This window comes from Chitinophaga sp. CC14, assembly GCF_048957795.1.
Lineage (GTDB): Bacteria > Bacteroidota > Bacteroidia > Chitinophagales > Chitinophagaceae > Chitinophaga > Chitinophaga ginsengisegetis.
In genome coordinates, this window is record NZ_JARBFY010000005.1 from 369,148 (window position 1) to 386,267 (window position 17,120).

12 protein-coding genes are annotated in these 17,120 nt (G+C 49.1%); 4 read left to right on the forward strand and 8 right to left on the reverse strand.

The genetic code is table 11. From position 1 onward, the window contains the following. Nucleotide 1: 1 nt before the first annotated feature. Nucleotides 2-1,273: a glucose-1-phosphate adenylyltransferase gene (locus PV783_RS21095; RefSeq protein WP_111579668.1), complete on the reverse strand. Its 1,272-nt coding sequence runs from the start codon at nucleotides 1,271-1,273 to the stop codon at nucleotides 2-4. Nucleotides 1,274-1,316: 43 nt separating this feature from the next. Continuing rightward, on the reverse strand, nucleotides 1,317-2,732 hold the full coding sequence (locus PV783_RS21100; protein WP_420989455.1) for a glycogen synthase: 1,416 nt from the start codon (nucleotides 2,730-2,732) through the stop codon (nucleotides 1,317-1,319). A gap of 177 nt (nucleotides 2,733-2,909) precedes the next feature. Here PV783_RS21100 and PV783_RS21105 point away from each other — a divergent pair, with 177 nt between their 5' ends. Then, nucleotides 2,910-3,803: a DUF72 domain-containing protein gene (locus tag PV783_RS21105; RefSeq protein WP_079472825.1), complete on the forward strand. Its 894-nt coding sequence runs from the start codon at nucleotides 2,910-2,912 to the stop codon at nucleotides 3,801-3,803. Nucleotides 3,804-3,889: 86 nt separating this feature from the next. Then, nucleotides 3,890-6,814 carry an FAD-binding and (Fe-S)-binding domain-containing protein gene (locus tag PV783_RS21110; protein ID WP_420989456.1) on the forward strand — a complete coding sequence of 975 codons (2,925 nt, stop codon included), beginning with the start codon at nucleotides 3,890-3,892 and terminating at the stop codon, nucleotides 6,812-6,814. Between the two features lie 4 nt (nucleotides 6,815-6,818). On the opposite strand, the gene PV783_RS21115 is transcribed toward PV783_RS21110, so the two are convergent. From PV783_RS21115 to PV783_RS21130, 4 genes are read right to left on the reverse strand one after another with little or no spacing between them, the layout of a single operon-like run. Continuing rightward, the gene (locus PV783_RS21115) at nucleotides 6,819-7,571 is read right to left on the reverse strand and encodes a class I SAM-dependent methyltransferase (protein WP_420989457.1); all 753 of its coding nucleotides are present in this window, start codon (nucleotides 7,569-7,571) and stop codon (nucleotides 6,819-6,821) included. A 16-nt stretch (nucleotides 7,572-7,587) separates the two neighbouring features. Beyond that, complete coding sequence (locus tag PV783_RS21120; protein ID WP_079472823.1) at nucleotides 7,588-10,761, reverse strand: efflux RND transporter permease subunit; 3,174 nt, start codon at nucleotides 10,759-10,761, stop codon at nucleotides 7,588-7,590. 21 nt (nucleotides 10,762-10,782) lie between these two features. After that, entirely contained in the window at nucleotides 10,783-11,919 is a 1,137-nt protein-coding gene (locus PV783_RS21125; RefSeq protein ID WP_079472822.1) for an efflux RND transporter periplasmic adaptor subunit, read from the reverse strand. A 35-nt stretch (nucleotides 11,920-11,954) separates the two neighbouring features. Beyond that, a complete protein-coding gene (locus tag PV783_RS21130; protein WP_420989458.1) occupies nucleotides 11,955-13,301 on the reverse strand; it encodes a TolC family protein in 1,347 nt (448 codons plus the stop codon). 175 nt (nucleotides 13,302-13,476) lie between these two features. On the opposite strand from PV783_RS21130, the gene PV783_RS21135 reads away from it, so the two are divergent. Then, entirely contained in the window at nucleotides 13,477-14,181 is a 705-nt protein-coding gene (locus PV783_RS21135) for a TMEM175 family protein (RefSeq protein WP_159454455.1), read from the forward strand. Nucleotides 14,182-14,192: 11 nt separating this feature from the next. After that, entirely contained in the window at nucleotides 14,193-15,233 is a 1,041-nt protein-coding gene (locus tag PV783_RS21140; RefSeq protein WP_420989459.1) for a hypothetical protein, read from the forward strand. Between the two features lie 55 nt (nucleotides 15,234-15,288). Here PV783_RS21140 and PV783_RS21145 read toward each other — a convergent pair whose 3' ends face one another. Next, nucleotides 15,289-16,263 (reverse strand): terpene synthase family protein, encoded by a 975-nt coding sequence (locus PV783_RS21145; protein ID WP_420989460.1) that lies wholly within the window; start codon nucleotides 16,261-16,263, stop codon nucleotides 15,289-15,291. A 213-nt stretch (nucleotides 16,264-16,476) separates the two neighbouring features. Beyond that, on the reverse strand, nucleotides 16,477-17,010 hold the full coding sequence (gene idi / locus PV783_RS21150) for an isopentenyl-diphosphate Delta-isomerase (RefSeq protein WP_079472817.1): 534 nt from the start codon (nucleotides 17,008-17,010) through the stop codon (nucleotides 16,477-16,479). Nucleotides 17,011-17,120 lie beyond the last annotated feature (110 nt).

Sequence of the window (17,120 nt, forward strand, 5' to 3'; positions counted from 1 at the left end):
GTTAAATACTGAATCCGTCTTCCAGGACCACTCCCTTTTTAACAACAACAATGCCGTCTTTTACCGTATATTTCTCAAAGTCCCCATCAGCTAAGTGTTTTCCGCCATTTATATGTACGCCGTTTCCGATGCGGCAGTTCTTATCGATGATAGCATTACTGATCACACAGTTCTCCCCGATTCCCATTAACGGCCGTCCTTCTGCGCGTGATTTTTCTATTTCATCCAGCGTCTGGTAGTAATCGCTCCCCATGATATAGGCATTGCTGATTTCGCTGCCTTTACCGATGCGGGTACGGATGCCTACCACTACTCTTTCCAGCTTGTCTGCCATAATAATACAACCGTCGGCTATCATTGTTTTCTCCATGTGGCCGGAAATTTTTGTAGGCGGCAACATGCGGGCGCGGGAGTAGATGGTTTGGGATTCATCAAAGAGATTAAATAAGGGGATTTCATCGGTGAGACCGATATTGGCTTCAAAGAAAGACTGGATGTTCCCGATATCAGTCCAGTAGCCTTCATACTGATAACTGAAGATCCTGCGTTTGTTTTCAATGGCCTGCGGGATGAGCTGCTTACCAAAATCGGCGGCTTCCGGTTGTGCATTGAGCATATCGAACAGTACCTGACGGCTGAAAATATAAATGCCCATGCTGGCGAGGTATATGCGGCCTTCCCGCTGCATTTCCTCGCTTACTTCCGACGCCCATGGCGGAAGAACGGCCTGGGATGGCTTTTCTGTAAAAGATACAATAGCGCCGTTTTCATCTTCCTTTAAAATACCAAAATCAGAAGCATCCCTGGCGCTTACGGGAATAGTTGCAATAGATATTTCCGCACCCGTGTCGATATGATGTTTGATCATCTTTTTAAAATCCATCTGGTACAACTGGTCACCGGATAAGATGAGGATATACTCAAACTCAAAATTCTCCATGTGATGAAGGCATTGCCTCACGGCATCTGCCGTTCCCTGGTACCAGGTGGGATTATCGGGGGTTTGCTCCGCTGCCAGGATATCTACAAAACCCTTATCAAAATTGCTGAAGTGATAAGTGTTTTTAATATGCTTGTTCAGGGAGGCGGAATTGAACTGCGTTAATACAAAGATGCGGTTCAGTTCTGCATTCAAACAATTGGAGATAGGAATATCCACCAGTCTGTATTTACCTGCCAGGGGCACCGCTGGTTTTGAGCGGCGACGGGTAAGCGGATACAGGCGGGTGCCGGCCCCTCCTCCGAGAATAATGGATATTACATCGTTAGTCATAATGGGAATTGGTTTTAGAAGGTCATCACTCAATTATTCTTTACTATTTCATACTCTTGTACATTTCCAGGTACCGTTGCGCCGAACTGTCCCAGGAATTATCAATGTTCATGCCTCTTAATCGTACTTCGTCCAGGTGTTTGGAATCGCGGTACAATTCGATGGCCCGTTTTACGGAGTAACAAACATCCCAAACGCTGGCCTGGTTAAATCGGATGCCTACGCCATCCTTGTCTCCAAAGTCAATGACCGTGTCTTTCAGTCCGCCGGTACTGCGTACCACAGGAACTGTTCCATAACGTAATGCGTACATCTGGTTGAGGCCGCAGGGTTCCACCCGGGACGGCATCAGCAGAAAATCGCTGCCGGCATATATCTGATGTGATAATGATTCGTCGTAACCAATGTGTACATTGAAGCCGTAACTCACTACTGAGCGGGTTTGTTGCAGTGACCATTCAATATGTGGGTCGCCGCTCCCCAGTACGAGGAAATTCACCTCTCCGGTTAATTCATGCAGGGATCTGCCTATTATTTCCGGCAGCAGGTCGGCGCCTTTATCGCCCACCAGGCGGCCAATAAAGGATATCAGCGGCAGGGAGGCATCCAGTCCGAAGCGTTCGCACAGGTGCTGCTTGTTGGTTTGTTTGCCTGCAGTGATAGTATCCTCATCATAATTAAGCGGCAACATCCGGTCGGTGGCCGGGTCCCATACCACATTGTCGATCCCGTTCAGGATACCCACCATTTTCGCCCTCTCCTGGTTGATGAGCGCTTCCAGGCCATTGGCATTATAATACAACTCCTCCAGGTAACCCGGCGAAACGGTAGTTACCCGCCAGGCGCACTTGATAGCAGAAGCCAGTGGGTTAATAGCCCCGCCCCAGTCCAGCATACCGGACTTCCACAAATCGAAAGACGGGATGAGGTATAGTTTGTCCCAGCCAAACTGGCCCTGGTACTGTGCATTATGAATAGTGAGCGCTGTGGGAATACTTTTCAGCCGCTCATATTTATACCCGTAGTTCAGCAGGAAAGGGATTAACCCGGTATGATGATCATGACAATGAATCACGTCCGGCTGATGCTGCCATTCGTTGATCCAGTCCAGCACGGCCACCTGGAAGGCCAGGAACCGCTCTGTATCGTTAGGATAGCCATAAACGCCGGGGGTATCGAGCAAACCGGGGATATCTACCAGGTACAGGTCGAAACCCAGCTCATTGCTGCGTTCCTTTATAACGTTAAAGTGATACCAGTTGTGTCCCAGCCACATGCCGGCCTGGTGTACCACGTCGAATTCGTGGGTGTGGTAATATTTATTCCTGTAGGCCGGTATCACTACTTTGGCAAAGTTGCCAAGCTGGTGCTGGTATTTGGGCAATGCCCCCACCACATCACCAAGTCCACCTACTTTGGCTACCGGGTAACATTCCGCGCTGATGTGTAAAATCTCCATGCTGGTTAGTTGATAATCCTTATTAAGTTAAACTGGAAAAATAAGAAAACAAAGACTTCCCCACGATTTTTTATGATTATTATGAATATCCCCGCCGGCGGGGATAGGAGCCGTTACGATAGTTTATATTTGTAACAGCAAATTGTTATGTGTCTCACCTCTAAATGCTGAATGCTCATGGATTTTGGTCGCGTTCCTACTGATATGCTGATGGACATTGATTTTAAGTTGCCCGCAGAACCTGTTTTTAATAAGAAGGTATTGAAAGGCAAACCCGTGAAAAAGCCGCAGGCCTGGCTGGGATGCGCCAAATGGGGACGAAAGGAATGGATCGGGAAAATATACCCCAAAGGCACGAAAGAGGCCAATTTCCTCGGCGAATATGTAAAACACTTCAACAGCATTGAGCTGAATGCCACCCACTACCAGATCTATGGCCCCGAAACCATTTCCAAATGGGACGCCAACGCACAGGGAATGGACTTTAAATTCTGCCCCAAAGTACCACAGGCGATCAGTCATTTCAGCAACCTGGTAAGCTCCGGGCCTAAAACCACCGCCTTCCTGGAAGGAGTGCTGGCCTTTGGCAAACACCTGGGTCCCATCTTTTTACAATTGAGTGATAAATATGGTCCCGCCAAACGGGAATACCTATACGAATACCTCGCCTCCCTGCCCACCGACCTGCAGTTTTTTGTGGAATTACGTCATAAAGAATGGTTTGAAGATGAAGCCGTGCGGCTGGAATTGTACGAAAAGCTCAACAAACTCAATGTGGGCCTCATTATTACCGACACCGCCGGCAGAAGGGATGTAGCGCATATGCACCTCACCATCCCAAAAGTATTTATCCGGTTTGTAGGCAACAGCCTGCATCCAACGGATTATACCCGGATCGACGACTGGGCCAACCGCATCAAATACTGGCTGGACAACGGTTTGAAAGAGGTTTATTTTTTTATGCATATGCACGATGAAGCCACCTCGCCGGAGCTGGCCGTATACCTGGTAGACAAGCTGGAAGCCGTTTGCGGGATAGACGTAAAAAAGCCCCAATTTGTAAAAGAATAGCGGTTTTTTTTACGAATACATTACAAGGGATGAAAAAGACGGACTGAAATATTAATTTCGCCCTCTCAAAACAGGTTTTTACCATGATGCGCGACAAGCTAGAGCAATTAGCCGGGAAACTGGAAGGCACGCTTTATACAGATGATACCATGCGGACACTTTATGCCACCGATGCGTCGGCATACCGTGAAATGCCGCTGGCAGTAGCTATTCCGCAGCATATCGACGATCTTAAGACACTGATCAGTTTTGCGCGTGAAAATAAAACATCCCTCATACCACGTACAGCCGGTACTTCGCTGGCCGGCCAGGTTGTGGGCAATGGGATCATTACCGATGTTTCCCGCACTTTCACCAACATACTGGAATTTAATAAAGAAGAAGGATGGGTACGCGTACAGCCGGGCGTTATCCGCGATGAGCTGAACATGTTCCTCAAACCGCACGGGTTTTATTTTGGCCCGGAAACCTCCACCGCCAACCGCGCCATGATAGGCGGTATGGTGGGCAATAACTCCTGCGGCTCCAATTCCGTAGTATACGGCAGCACCCGCGAACACCTGCTGGAAGTAAAAGCCCTCCTGAGCAACGGAGAAGAAGTAACCTTTGGCAGCATGGACGCAGAAAGCTTCCACCAGAAATGCGAAGGCCCCGATACACTGGAAACCAGGATCTATAAACAAATCCGTACCAGTCTTAGTAACTACAGCTACCAGGAAGAAATCCGGAAGGAGTTCCCGAAAAAAAGCATTCCCCGCCGCAATACCGGCTACGCGGTAGATATGCTGCTGGAAACAAATCCCTTCACGGCCGGTACGGAGGACTTTAACTTCTGTAAACTCATTGCCGGTTCTGAAGGTACCCTGGCTTTTCTCACAGAAATAAAACTGCATGTAGACCCGCTTCCTCCAAAGGAAACAGGTTTGCTCTGCATACATTTTAATAATATAGATGAATCCCTGCGGGCCAACATCCTCGTGATGGAATACAAACCCAGCGCCAGTGAACTCATCGACCATTACATCCTGGAATGTACAAAGGATAACATCGAACAAAGCAAGAATCGCTTCTTTGTACAGGGCGATCCCGGCGCTATCCTGGTGGTGGAGTTTTGCCGCAATACACGGGAAGAGATCATTGAAATTACCGGCCGGCTGGAAGCCACGCTGCGGGCGGCTGGACTGGGATACCATTTCCCCTTGTTATTCGGCGACGACAGTAAAAAGATCTGGGCGCTGCGTAAAGCAGGTCTGGGTTTGCTCAGCAACCTCCCCGGCGATGAAAAGGCTGTACCTGTGATTGAAGATACCGCTGTTGCCGTGGAAGACCTCCCCGACTTTATCCGGGACTTCAACGATATACTGGCGAAATACAAATTATACGCCGTGCACTATGCACATGCTGGCAGCGGTGAAATCCACCTCCGTCCTATCATCAACCTGAAAACGGAAGAAGGAAATTTACTGTTCCGTAAAATCGCAGAAGAAATTGCCACCCTCGTAAAAAAATACCACGGCTCCCTCAGTGGGGAACATGGCGACGGCAGGCTCAGAGGCGAGTTTATTAAACAGATGGTGGGCGACAAAAACTATGAACTGCTCCGCCAGATCAAGTATACCTGGGACCCTGAAAATATTTTCAACCCCAACAAGATCGTAGACACACCATCCATGAACACGATGCTGCGCTACGAACCCGGACAAAAAGCACCGGAACTGAAAACCATTTTTCATTTCCCGGATCAAACCATGCTGCAACACGCAGAGCAGTGCAATGGCTCCGGCGACTGCCGCAAAACGCAACTCAGCGGCGGCACCATGTGCCCCAGCTACATGGCTACCCGCAATGAAAAGGATACCACCCGCGCCAGGGCCAACATCCTCCGCGAGTTCCTCACCAACAGCACCAAAGAAAACCGTTTCGACCATAAAGAAATTTATGACGTGCTGGATCTTTGCCTGGCCTGTAAAGGCTGCAAATCCGAATGCCCTTCCAACGTGGATATGGCCAAGCTGAAAATGGAGTTCCTGCAGCATTACCATGATGCCAACGGCGTTCCGCTGCGTGCCAATATGATCGGCAACTTCTCCAAACTATCCGGACTGGCAGCTATTGCGCCCGGCGTTTATAATGCGATGATCAATAACTCCTTCACCGGTGGGATCATCCGCAAGTTCGCCGGCTTTGCCGCCAAACGCTCCCTACCTGGCCTGCATAACATTACCTTACGGAAATGGTTCTACGAAAAATGGCCGAAGGAAAAACAGGGCGCTGCCGGTAATAAAAAAGTATATCTTTTCTGTGACGAGTTCACCAACTATAACGATACCACTATCGGTATCAAAGCGGTACAACTCCTGCACCGCCTGGGTTACGATGTACAAATGATTGAACACCCGGAAAGTGCCCGCGCTTATATGTCGAAAGGATTATTGCGCAAAGCACGCGAATATGCCGACCGCAATGTTCGTATATTCAGCAACGTTATTAACGACAATGTGCCTTTACTCGGCGTAGAACCTTCTGCCATATTGAGTTTCCGCGATGAATACCCCGACCTTGTGAGTGAAGGGCTCCGCGCACAGGCAAAAGCGCTGGCAAAAAATGTATTCCTGATAGATGAATTTATTGCCGCGGAAGCAGACAAAGGACATATCACCGCTCAACAGTTTACCGCCGACAAACAACATATCAAACTCCATGGACATTGCCAGCAGAAGGCATTATCATCTGCCCTGCACAGCAAAAAAATGCTTTCCCTGCCACAGAATTATTCCGTAGAAGTAATTCCTTCCGGTTGCTGCGGTATGGCCGGTTCTTTTGGTTACGAAAAAGAACACTACGACCTGAGTATGCAAATTGGTGAAATGGTGTTATTCCCGGCAGTACGCAATGCGGCGCAGGGAACGATTATAGCCGCGCCAGGCACCAGTTGCCGTCACCAGGTGAAGGATGGTACCGGCGTGAAAGCGTTGCACCCGGTGGAGATATTGTATAACAGTTTAGCATAGGGATCTATACCATTCCCACGTAGAGCTTTGTTTCATAGTGAAACTTCACCATGCCCTGCTCCTTGTATTTCCCGAACAGGTCTTCCAGCGCGCGCATCATGGGCGTATACGACGGGTGGCCCTGTTCGGGGACATAGGAAGAGGAGAGCAATCTTCCTTTAAGCGCAGCAAAATCGAATAGCTGCGCATTCTGAAATACTTTTTCCTGCATAGTACCGGGCTGGAAAAAGCCGGCTAACTGTGACGCCCCAACGTTTCTGTGCTGCATATCTTTATAATCCGTGCCGTATTGGTGCAGAAGTTTTTCGTAGCCTTTCTCAAATGGCAGTTCCGATTGGCGTACATTCCACATCAGCACTACCTTTGCGTTTTCGCGGCCTATGCGGCGGAACTCTGCGGCAGTAGCCTGCTGATCGAACCAGTGAAAGGCGGTGCCGGCCACTATCAGGTCCACAGAAGCATCCGGGAGGGTGGTATGTTCAGCGCTGCCGTTAACGGCAATGAAGTTCGGATACCGGTTCAGCAGCTTTTCGGCGGCCTCTCTCATATCCTTATTGGGTTCCACTGCATATACTTTGTTGCCGTTGTCGAGGAATGGCTGGGCGGAAATACCGGTACCTGCTCCTATATCTGCCACAATGGTGTGGCGTGTCAGGCCGGTTTCGGCTTCGAGATAAGGAATAACGGCCACAGGATAATGTGGCCGGTATTTGATATAGTTATCTACGCGGGTGCTGAAGCGTTCTGTATTTTTCATCGTAATGAAGTTAGGGTTATTCTCCTAATCCTTTTGGCTTTTTCTCTTCATTACCGTGTGCTTCGAGGTCGGCCAGTTTCTTTTTACCGTAAGACAGTTTAGTGATGAGTACATACAAAACCGGTACGGTAAAGATTCCCAATAAAGTAGCGGCAAGCATCCCTCCCACTACGGTAAAGCCTATATTAACGCGGGAAGCGGCGCCGGCGCCCTTTGCCAGGCACAATGGCATCACCCCTAATATGAAGGCGAAGGAAGTCATGAGGATAGGACGCAAACGTAGTTTTACGGCCTCCAGTGTGGCATCCAGCAGCGGCATCCCCCTGTCCACGCGCTCTTTACAGAACTCCACGATCAGGATGGCATTTTTCGCCGCCAAACCGATCAGGGTGATCAAACCAATCTGGGAATAAACGCTATTGGATTGTTTCGTTAACGACAGCGCCAGGATAGACCCGAACAATGCGATGGGTACGGCCAGCAATACAGAGAACGGAACAGACCAGCTCTCATACAGGGCTGTGAGCAGCAGGAATACAAACAGGATAGATAATCCAAAGATGAGTGTACTACTGTTACCGGCTTCAATTTCCTGCAGGGATACGTTGGCCCATTCGAAGGAGAAGTTTTCCGGCAGCACCTGTGCGGCCACTTCTTTCAGTGCATTGATGGCGTCACCACTACTGTAGCCGGGTTTACTGTCGCCGTTGATTTCAACAGAGCGGTACAGGTTAAAATGGTTGATTACCGGGGCGCCGGAGGCTTTTTTGGTGGTGATCAGTGCGCTGAGCGGCACCATCTGCCCCGTAGCATTGCGGACATAATACGTGTTCAGGTTATTGATGCTGGTACGGTAAGTAGAATCTGCCTGCAGTACCACGCGGAAGCTCCGGCTGAATTTGGTGAAGTCGTTTACATACAACCCTCCGAGGAAAGTTTGCAATGCATTGAATACATCGCTGACGGCTACACCGAGTTGCTTACATTTATCGCGGTCCACCTCCACGTTGAATTGCGGGGTATTGGCGCTGAAGAAAGCGTATGCCCGCGCTATTTCCGGCCGCTGATTGGCGGCCATCAGGAACTGACCCATTACCTGGAGGAACTGGTTGATATCAGGATTACTCCGTTGCTCCAGCATAAAGGAGAACCCACCGGTATTACCTAATCCACGGAGCGTGGGTGAAGGAATACAGATGATATTGGCGCCAACGATACGACTGGTCGCCATTTGAATTCTTCCTAAAACCGTCCCCATATTATCTCCGTGTTTATACCGTTCATCCCAGGGCCGGAGGCTCACGAAAAAGGTGCCTGAGTTGGGCTTGGTGGCATTTGCCACGAAGTTGATCCCCGTTATACCAAAGAAGTGCAGTACTGCGCTGTCTTTCAGCAGAATATCACTGATCTGCGCCACTACTTCCTTTGTTCGCTGGGAAGAAGATGCTTCCGGCAGTTCCAGTGCTATGAACATGGCGCCCATATCTTCCTGGGGCACAAAGGTGGTGGGTGTTTTCTTAAAGAGATAGAATGCGGCCACAAACAGTACCGCCATAATCACCAGTACTGCCGGCGTTTTACGGATACTGAACATCACGCCTTTACCATATCGGTTGGTAACTCTTGCAAACCATTCATTGAATTTGAAGAAGATCTTATTCAGTCCTGTTGATTTCTGGGTAAGGTGCGCGGGCCTTAAAAGGATCGCAGTGAGTGCAGGCGTTAACGTTAGTGCCAGGAACGCCGACAACAATACTGAAAAGGCAATGGTTAAGGCAAACTGCTGGTACAACCGTCCGCTTACACCGGGAATAAAGGCTACTGGTACAAACACCGCTGCCAGGATGAGGGCGATGGCAATTACCGGCCCCTGTACTTCCGACATGGCTTTGAAAGTGGCTTCCCGCGGCGTCATCAGGTTAGCATCAATATGATGCTGCACGGCTTCCACCACCACAATGGCATCATCCACCACAATACCGATGGCCAGTACGAAACCAAACAGGGTGAGGGTATTGATGGAAAATCCCAGCAGCTGGAAAAATATAAAGGTTCCTATCAGTGAAATCGGGATTACCAGGATAGGAATAATGGTTGCCCGCCAGTTCTGCAGGAATACAAATACCACGATCACCACCAGTATCAGGGCTTCCACAAAGGTTTCTATTACTTCTTCGATAGAGATTTTTACGAAAGAGGTAGATTCAAACGGCACCAGCCATTTCACATCTTCCGGGAAGCGTTTCGACATCTCCTCCAGTTTGGCTATTACCAGGTCGTTTACATCCAGTGCGTTGGCGCCGGGCGCCAGGTAAATGGCCATACCGCTACCGGTTTTACCATCTGCTTTTGCTTCGATGGCGTAGGTAAAGGAGCCGAGGTCTATCCGGGCCACATCGCGGAGGCGAACGAGGCTTCCATTCTGGCTGGTGGCCACTACTACGTTGCCGAATTCTTCGGTGGTGGCCAAACGGCCTTTTACGCTTACGGTATATTCAAAAGCCTGTGTACTGCGCATAGGCGCCGCGCCCACACTACCGGCAGGTACCTGCTGGTTCTGTTCCGTGATGGCCCGGGCAATGTCGCCGGCGGTTAATCCGAGGGCGGCCATTTTATCCGGGTTCAGCCAGATACGCATACTATAATCCTGTGAAAACGCATTTACGTCGCCCACGCCGGACACACGGGCCAGCTCCGGTTTCAGGTAAATGTTCATGTAGTTATCGAGGAATTCGCGCGAGTGTTTTCCTTTGGGAGAGTTCAGCGCGATTACCATCAACATATCATTGGAACGTTTCTTAACGGTTACCCCTACACGACGTACTTCATCCGGCGTACTTGGCAGCGCCAGGCTCACACGGTTTTGTACATCCAGGGTAGCGATATCCGGGTTGGTACCCAGTTTAAAGCTCACGGTAATACTCATGGAGCCATCGTTTGCACTTACTGATTGTATGTACATGGCGCCGGGCGTACCATTCACCTGGTTTTCTATGGGGGTGGTCACTGTTTCCTCTACCGTTGTGGAGTTGGCTCCCACGTAGTTGGCCCTTACATCCGTTACCGGCGGTGCAATATCCGGCAGCTGTGCAATAGGGAGGTTAAACATACAGATGAGCCCTACAATCACAATAATGATAGCAATTACGATCGTAGTATTCTTGCGCTCTATAAATGTTTTTGAGATCATACTGTGATGGTGATTTAGGATTTATTGTTTTGCCCCTGCTCCTGCTCCGGCGATATTTACGGTATCTCCGGGTTTCACCCGCTGGATGCCTTCCACCACGATCCTGTCGCCGGCTTTCAGTCCGCTGGTAACCAGCTGCATGGTATCTGTAACCGGGCCGGGAACAATGTCCTGGGCGCCAACTACATTGTCTTTTGAAATTGTATATACGCTTGTTTCCGATAAATTCTGGATAATGGCTTTCGCCGGAATAGCCAGCTGTGTGGCGGGAGTGCCGTATTGCATCACAATCACGATACTCATACCTGACTTCAGCATATTATCCTTGTTTTCAAAAACGAGTCGTACCCTTACGGTACCGGTTTGCGGATCTACAATATTATTGATGGTTAACACTTTACCAGTTTCGCCGTAGCGGGTACCATCGCCAAACTGGATATAGAATTTTTCATCACCGCCCTGGCCTTTCTGGATGCGCAGGAATTCCGGCAGGCGGGCCTGTGGAATATCCATATCTGCAAACATGGGGTGTTCATTTACGATGGTGTTGATGAGGGTTTGCCCGGCATTGATCACGTCTCCTACTTTTATCTGGGCGATACCAATTTTACCGGTTACAGGCGCCCGCACCACGGCATGGCTTACATCGGTGCCGGCCCTTGTCACGGAAGCTTTTGCAGCCGCCACATTGGCCTGGGCGGTTAGCATGGCGGTGTAAGCCTGATCTACCGTTTGTTTGGAAATGGCATCGTGGTCCAGGAGGGATTTATATCTTTCGTAGTCGCGTTGCCGTTGCGCCAGTTCGGCTTCCGCCTGTTGCTGGGTGGCGGCTACCTGCCCGTAGGCGGCGGCATAGCGGCTTCTGTCAATATCATACAGGGGTTGGCCCTTCGTTACGTTGCTGCCGTCGGCCACCCGGATGGCTTCCAGGTAACCGGAAACATCCGGCTTTAGCTGCACAATATCGTGGGCCATCAGGGTAGCAGGGAATTTCTCCGACACGGTATATACGGCCGGTACTACTTCTGCGGCTACTACGGTTGGCTTCATCTTCCCCATCATAGCGGCCTGTTGCTGTTGCTTTTTGCTGTTGCCACAGGCTACACAGAGTATCATTCCTGCCACATAAAAGGTCCGCTTGTAATTTATTAGATACATATGAGAAATTAATTGCGAATTACGAATGCTGATACTTATTTAATTTTGCCCATAGCTTTATCCAGGTCTGTTTTGCTGATCAGGGTGTTTAACAGGGCCTGCACATAATCCACCTGCGCCTGTTTCAGTTCACTTTCCGCTGAAATCACATCAAGACTGCTCGCCACTCCCTGTTCAAATTTGAGCACAATACGGTCATAAATGCCCTGGGTCAATCCCATGTTTGTTTTCTGGGTCACGAACCGTGACTTGTTATTAAGATATTGTGTATTGGCGTTGGTCACTTCCAGTTTGATCTGCTGCGACAGGTAACTGAGGTCGTTCTCTGATTTCTCCAGCGTAATTTTATTCTGCCTGATCTGGTGTAATCTTTCGGTACCGGTAAAAATGGGCCATGCCAGGGTTAGTCCCAGTGCGGAGGCGCCGAAGCCGGTTTTATACAGATCCCCGAAATTTGCGGAGAAATAGTTCCAGCCGTAATTCACAAAACCATTTAAAGATGGCAGGTAGGCCATCTTCTTACTTTTCAGGTTCAGTTGATTCAGGGCAATCTGGGTAGTTTGTATCCCGTATTCTACCCGGTCCTGCACCTGGTAATCAATAGTATCTGAAATAAATGATTCCACGTTGAGGTCCTGTACGGATTCTGTGAGGTCCAGTTTTGCTTCCTGGGGCATGCCCATCTGGAATTTTAATAACTGGGTCGTATATACGAGTAAACGGATCTGGGTTTCGATATCGGTTACCACATTATTATAGGACACCTGGATCCTGTCCACATCCACTCTTTCCGCCACTCCTACATCGTAGCGGGCTTTGGTATCTTTCAGGGTTTTCTCCAGCTGTTCCATATTGGCTTTGGAGAGACGGATATTTTCTTCGTTGGCCAACACGGCGTAATAGGCTTTGGTAATGGCCACGCGGGTGTCAATTTCTGTTCTTTTATAGGTTCTTTCTGCCAGGCCGCCATATACTTTTGCGGCTTTCAGTCCGAGGAAGTAGTCGCTGTTGAAGATGGTCTGGTTTACCTGCCCGGTTACGGAGGAGGCGTAGCGGGTTCCGAATTGTACGGGGATTCTTACGCCGGAAGTCGGATCAGTAAGATCGGGTATTAAAGACGTGGCCAGTTTCAGGTTATCGGTAAAGCTGGCGTTGACATCTGCGTGGGGAAGCAGTTTTCCGGTAGCTTCCTTGATCTGTTCCCGGGAGAAATTGATATCCAGCCGGGCATTTACGACATCATTCTGATGGGCCAGGCCATACTGTATGCAATTCGCCAGATTAAAAGCAAAGGGTCCCTGTTGCGCCGTATCTGTTTGCCCGTAAGCTCTTGTTATCCCTGAAAGTAAAACAAAGGTGAATAGAAAAAGACGACAATGCATACGTATTACTTTGAAAGTATATGATGATTGATAAATACTTAACAACAAACAGGTAAAAAGGTTCTGTTGGGGAGCCGGCTATTGCACGGGCTCCGGAAAATGGGCAGAATGCCTAATAACTGCCAGCTAAAAGCTATTTTCGTATCTTTCGGAAAAGTTATTGTTAACTATGTCTATGTCTGTCATAAAAGAACCCAAACCGTTTCATCGTGAGTTTGAGCTGGAGCGATTGATGTTTTTCAGTGATGCGGTGTTTGCCATTGCTATTACATTACTGATCATCGGAATAAAACTGCCTGCCCTTCCGGGGAAAATGCCTGCCAACGGCTATTGGGATTTTTTTGAACCTACCGCTATTGAATTTTTAACATTCGTGGTAAGTTTTGTCTTTATCGGGAACTTCTGGGTACGGCATCTTCAATTATGCCGGTTTCTCCAAAATTACAATGAAGGATTGATTCACCGGCATCTTTTCTTTTTATTTTTTATTGTGACGTTTCCTTTTTCTACTTCTGCGTTGCTGCATACCAGTTCGCATTTTATGCTGCCTTTCTTTATCTACCTCTGCAACCTGGCGGGTTGCCTGGCAGCCTTGTTCTGGATCAGCTATTATGTATTCCAGAAAAATCCGGACCTGGCCATTGCCGGTCATCATACCGAAAAAGAACTATTATACCAGCGGTTTAAATACGGCTTTCTCACTATGGCAACGGGTTTCACCTGCATAGCCATGACCTATTTCCTGTACCCGGAGAATACAGCGTACCAGCGTATCAGTTATATGCTGATCCCTGCGCTGGCTTTGTTTAATTATTTCCGTTTAAAGATAAAGAAACGCAATACGCTCCGCCTGGTACACAAAATGGGGGCAAACAACTGAAAAAGCAGCCTATGTTAGAACTGGACAAAAAGGAAGCGCAGATAGTACAACGGGCTATTCAGTCGTGGCAGCGCGACCGCCTCATCAACGATGAGCAGGCCGGCGAGCTGCAGAAAAGCTATAAAGTGGTGAACACCGACTGGCAAACCCTTACGCTTTATATTTTTATTGCGGCCATATCCTGCGCGCTGATGGCTTTCGGGTCGCTGGTGCTGGATGAAAAGTGGATAGAGATTATCAGGAAGAAGTTTTCGCTGACCGACAGTGTAATTGCCCTGGTATTTGGTGCGCTCACTGTTTTTCTTTGTTACGAAGGATGGCGCCGTAATAAACATCAACCGCTGTTTTCGTTTAACCGGGAACTTTTCTGGCTGCTGCCTGTTCTTAGTATAGGCGTAAGCGTGGTTTACCTGGGTAAAAGCCTGAACTACCTGGAAGGTAATTATGGCGCTTTCTGGTTGCTGGCTACCGCCTGCTACGGCGTGCTGGGCATTACGCTTCACTCCCGGCTGCTATGGGTTGCCACCCTGCTTTGCCTGATCCCGGCTTATGTAAAGCTCACCTATTTCCTTACCGGAGACGCGGCTTATTTCCTGGGCATGAATCTCCCCTGCCGCATGGCCCTGCTGGGAGTGCTGCTCACCGGTGTGGCCTGGCTCCTGCGTCAGTTCAAAGTATATGCGCCCATCAAGGATATTACCTGGAGCGGGGGCTGGCTGCTGTTGCTGATTTCCGGCTGGCTGATCTCTATTTTTGGTAACTGTGGTACCTGGGACGAATGGCAGCAATTACGGCAGGTTCACTTATTGCAATGGGTGATCATTTACACGGTGCTGTGTGCCGGCGTATTCCTGCTGGGGCTGCGGTTAAAAGACGACCTGCTGCGCGACCTGGGTGTTGCCTTCCTGTTGCTGGACCTGTACACCCGCTATTTTGAATATCTCTGGGATTTCACCAATAAGGGACTCTTCTTTGCCATCCTGGCGCTGTCGTTCTGGTGGGTAGGACGGCTCATTGAAAAGCGGATGAAACAGGGAAATGAACGGAAATAGAAAGGCCTGCGGCGGTATGCTTCCTGCTGAAAAAACAAGCGCCGCAGGCGCTCTTCTACGCTGCTACCACATCTCCTACGGCCATACCATAGCGGCCGGTATCTTTCACACTCCAGTCGTAATTGCCTGTAATCCAGGACCGGAGCACAGACACGTACCTTAACAATTCATAATCGGTTTCAACGCCTTTCAGGGGAAGCAGTTTTTCCAGCGTAACGAAAATGGCTACTTCTTCGTTGTGCATCCGGGTGGCTTCATTAATAGCCTCCTGGAGACTGCATTGCCGCGCATGTTGCAGCACCAGCACCAGGTTATGCACATCGCCCTGCCTGGCTTCTTTCGTGCAGGAAAACAGGTCGTTAGCCCAGCAAACAATATTGTTGCAGGCCTGGATCATGCGCTGTATCAGGGGCTGTTCTATTATTTCCCGGCTGAGATACACTTTCTCAATAATCTCTATGGCTTCAATATCCGCCAGGAGGGCGCCGGTAAAGGGCCGCATATGTACATAATCGGCCACGGAGGGAACAATACCGGCCTCGCGGTTTTCGGCTTCCCAGATACAGGATGTGAAATAATCGTCCATGCTACGGATAAAGCGCAGGCGCCAGGCCGGGCTGCTGATGGCACGCATACGTTCCCATATGCTGCTCAGGGCTGCCGGCAGCGGGCCGCCGCTTTCCAGGGTTACCTGGCGGTTATGATACAGGATGTCCATTAACCCGGCCATCATGCTTTTGAGGTAATCCGCTTTGCGCCCCATAGCAGCTTCATCGCACTGATCATCAAGGATAAACAGCCAGGTGTTAAAATCCGCGATGATGCAAAGCTCGTGCAAAGCCGCATCAGGAAAGGCCCTGGCAGCCAGCCAGGCGAAACGGGCTTTCTCAAAACGCCGCCAGGCAAGCTCGGAGGTGATCAGACCATAAGTTTGTACCCAGGAAGCAATGTGTTGCTGGGCTTCATCTGCGTGTTGGTTAACGCCGGAAGGGAATGGATAACTGATAGTTGGCATTTGGATGGTTGTCATGTGTCTTTTGGTTTAATAGTTAACTATGGTGGGTAATAAAAATGACGTTGGCATTACCGGGAGGGAATCCCGGAAGGGTGCAAAGGAGCGGGGCACAGGTAAACAACCGCTACTTAAAAGCAGAAAACAAGGCAGGTAGGTGTGTTATAATCTCTTAAATTAAAACAACCCGGTTAACAGCGAAAAAACTGGCATAGTAAAATAAAAGTTTAATTAAACGGCGCTGACCGGCGTACCGAGATATTGCAGTACCAATGGTAGTGCGCGATGGAACCAGATGGTAAACGCAGCCGGTTCTTTTTCCATTAATTCAAGTATTTCGCCGGGTGACAGATAGCGGTAATCACACACCTCGGATGCTTCGGGAAATATGCTGCCATTATAGGTACCCAGCAATACATGATCAAATTCATGTTCGGTTAACCCGTTATCAAAACCGGTTCTGTAAGTAAAAGAAAAAATTTCCTGCAGGTCACAATCGAATCCCATTTCTTCTTTTAAACGCCGGTGCGCTGCTGACGCAGTATCTTCACCGGGATACGGGTGGCTGCAACAGGCGTTGGTCCATAGCCCGGCAGAATGATATTTCTCCAGCGCCCTGCGCTGCAATAAAATCTCGCCTGCATCATTGATGATAAATACAGAAAAAGCGCGATGAAGCAATCCTTTCTCGTGGGCTTCCATCTTCTCCATCGTTCCAATAGCCTCATCCTGTTCGTTCACTAATATTACATCCGGTGATTTCATAGACTGTCAAAGATATTTTAATTACGCTTCCGGCAGATGAAAATAGGACAAAGAATCAAAAAACTATGCTTAAACAAATAATAATTGGTTGAATGGTTAACAGCAATACT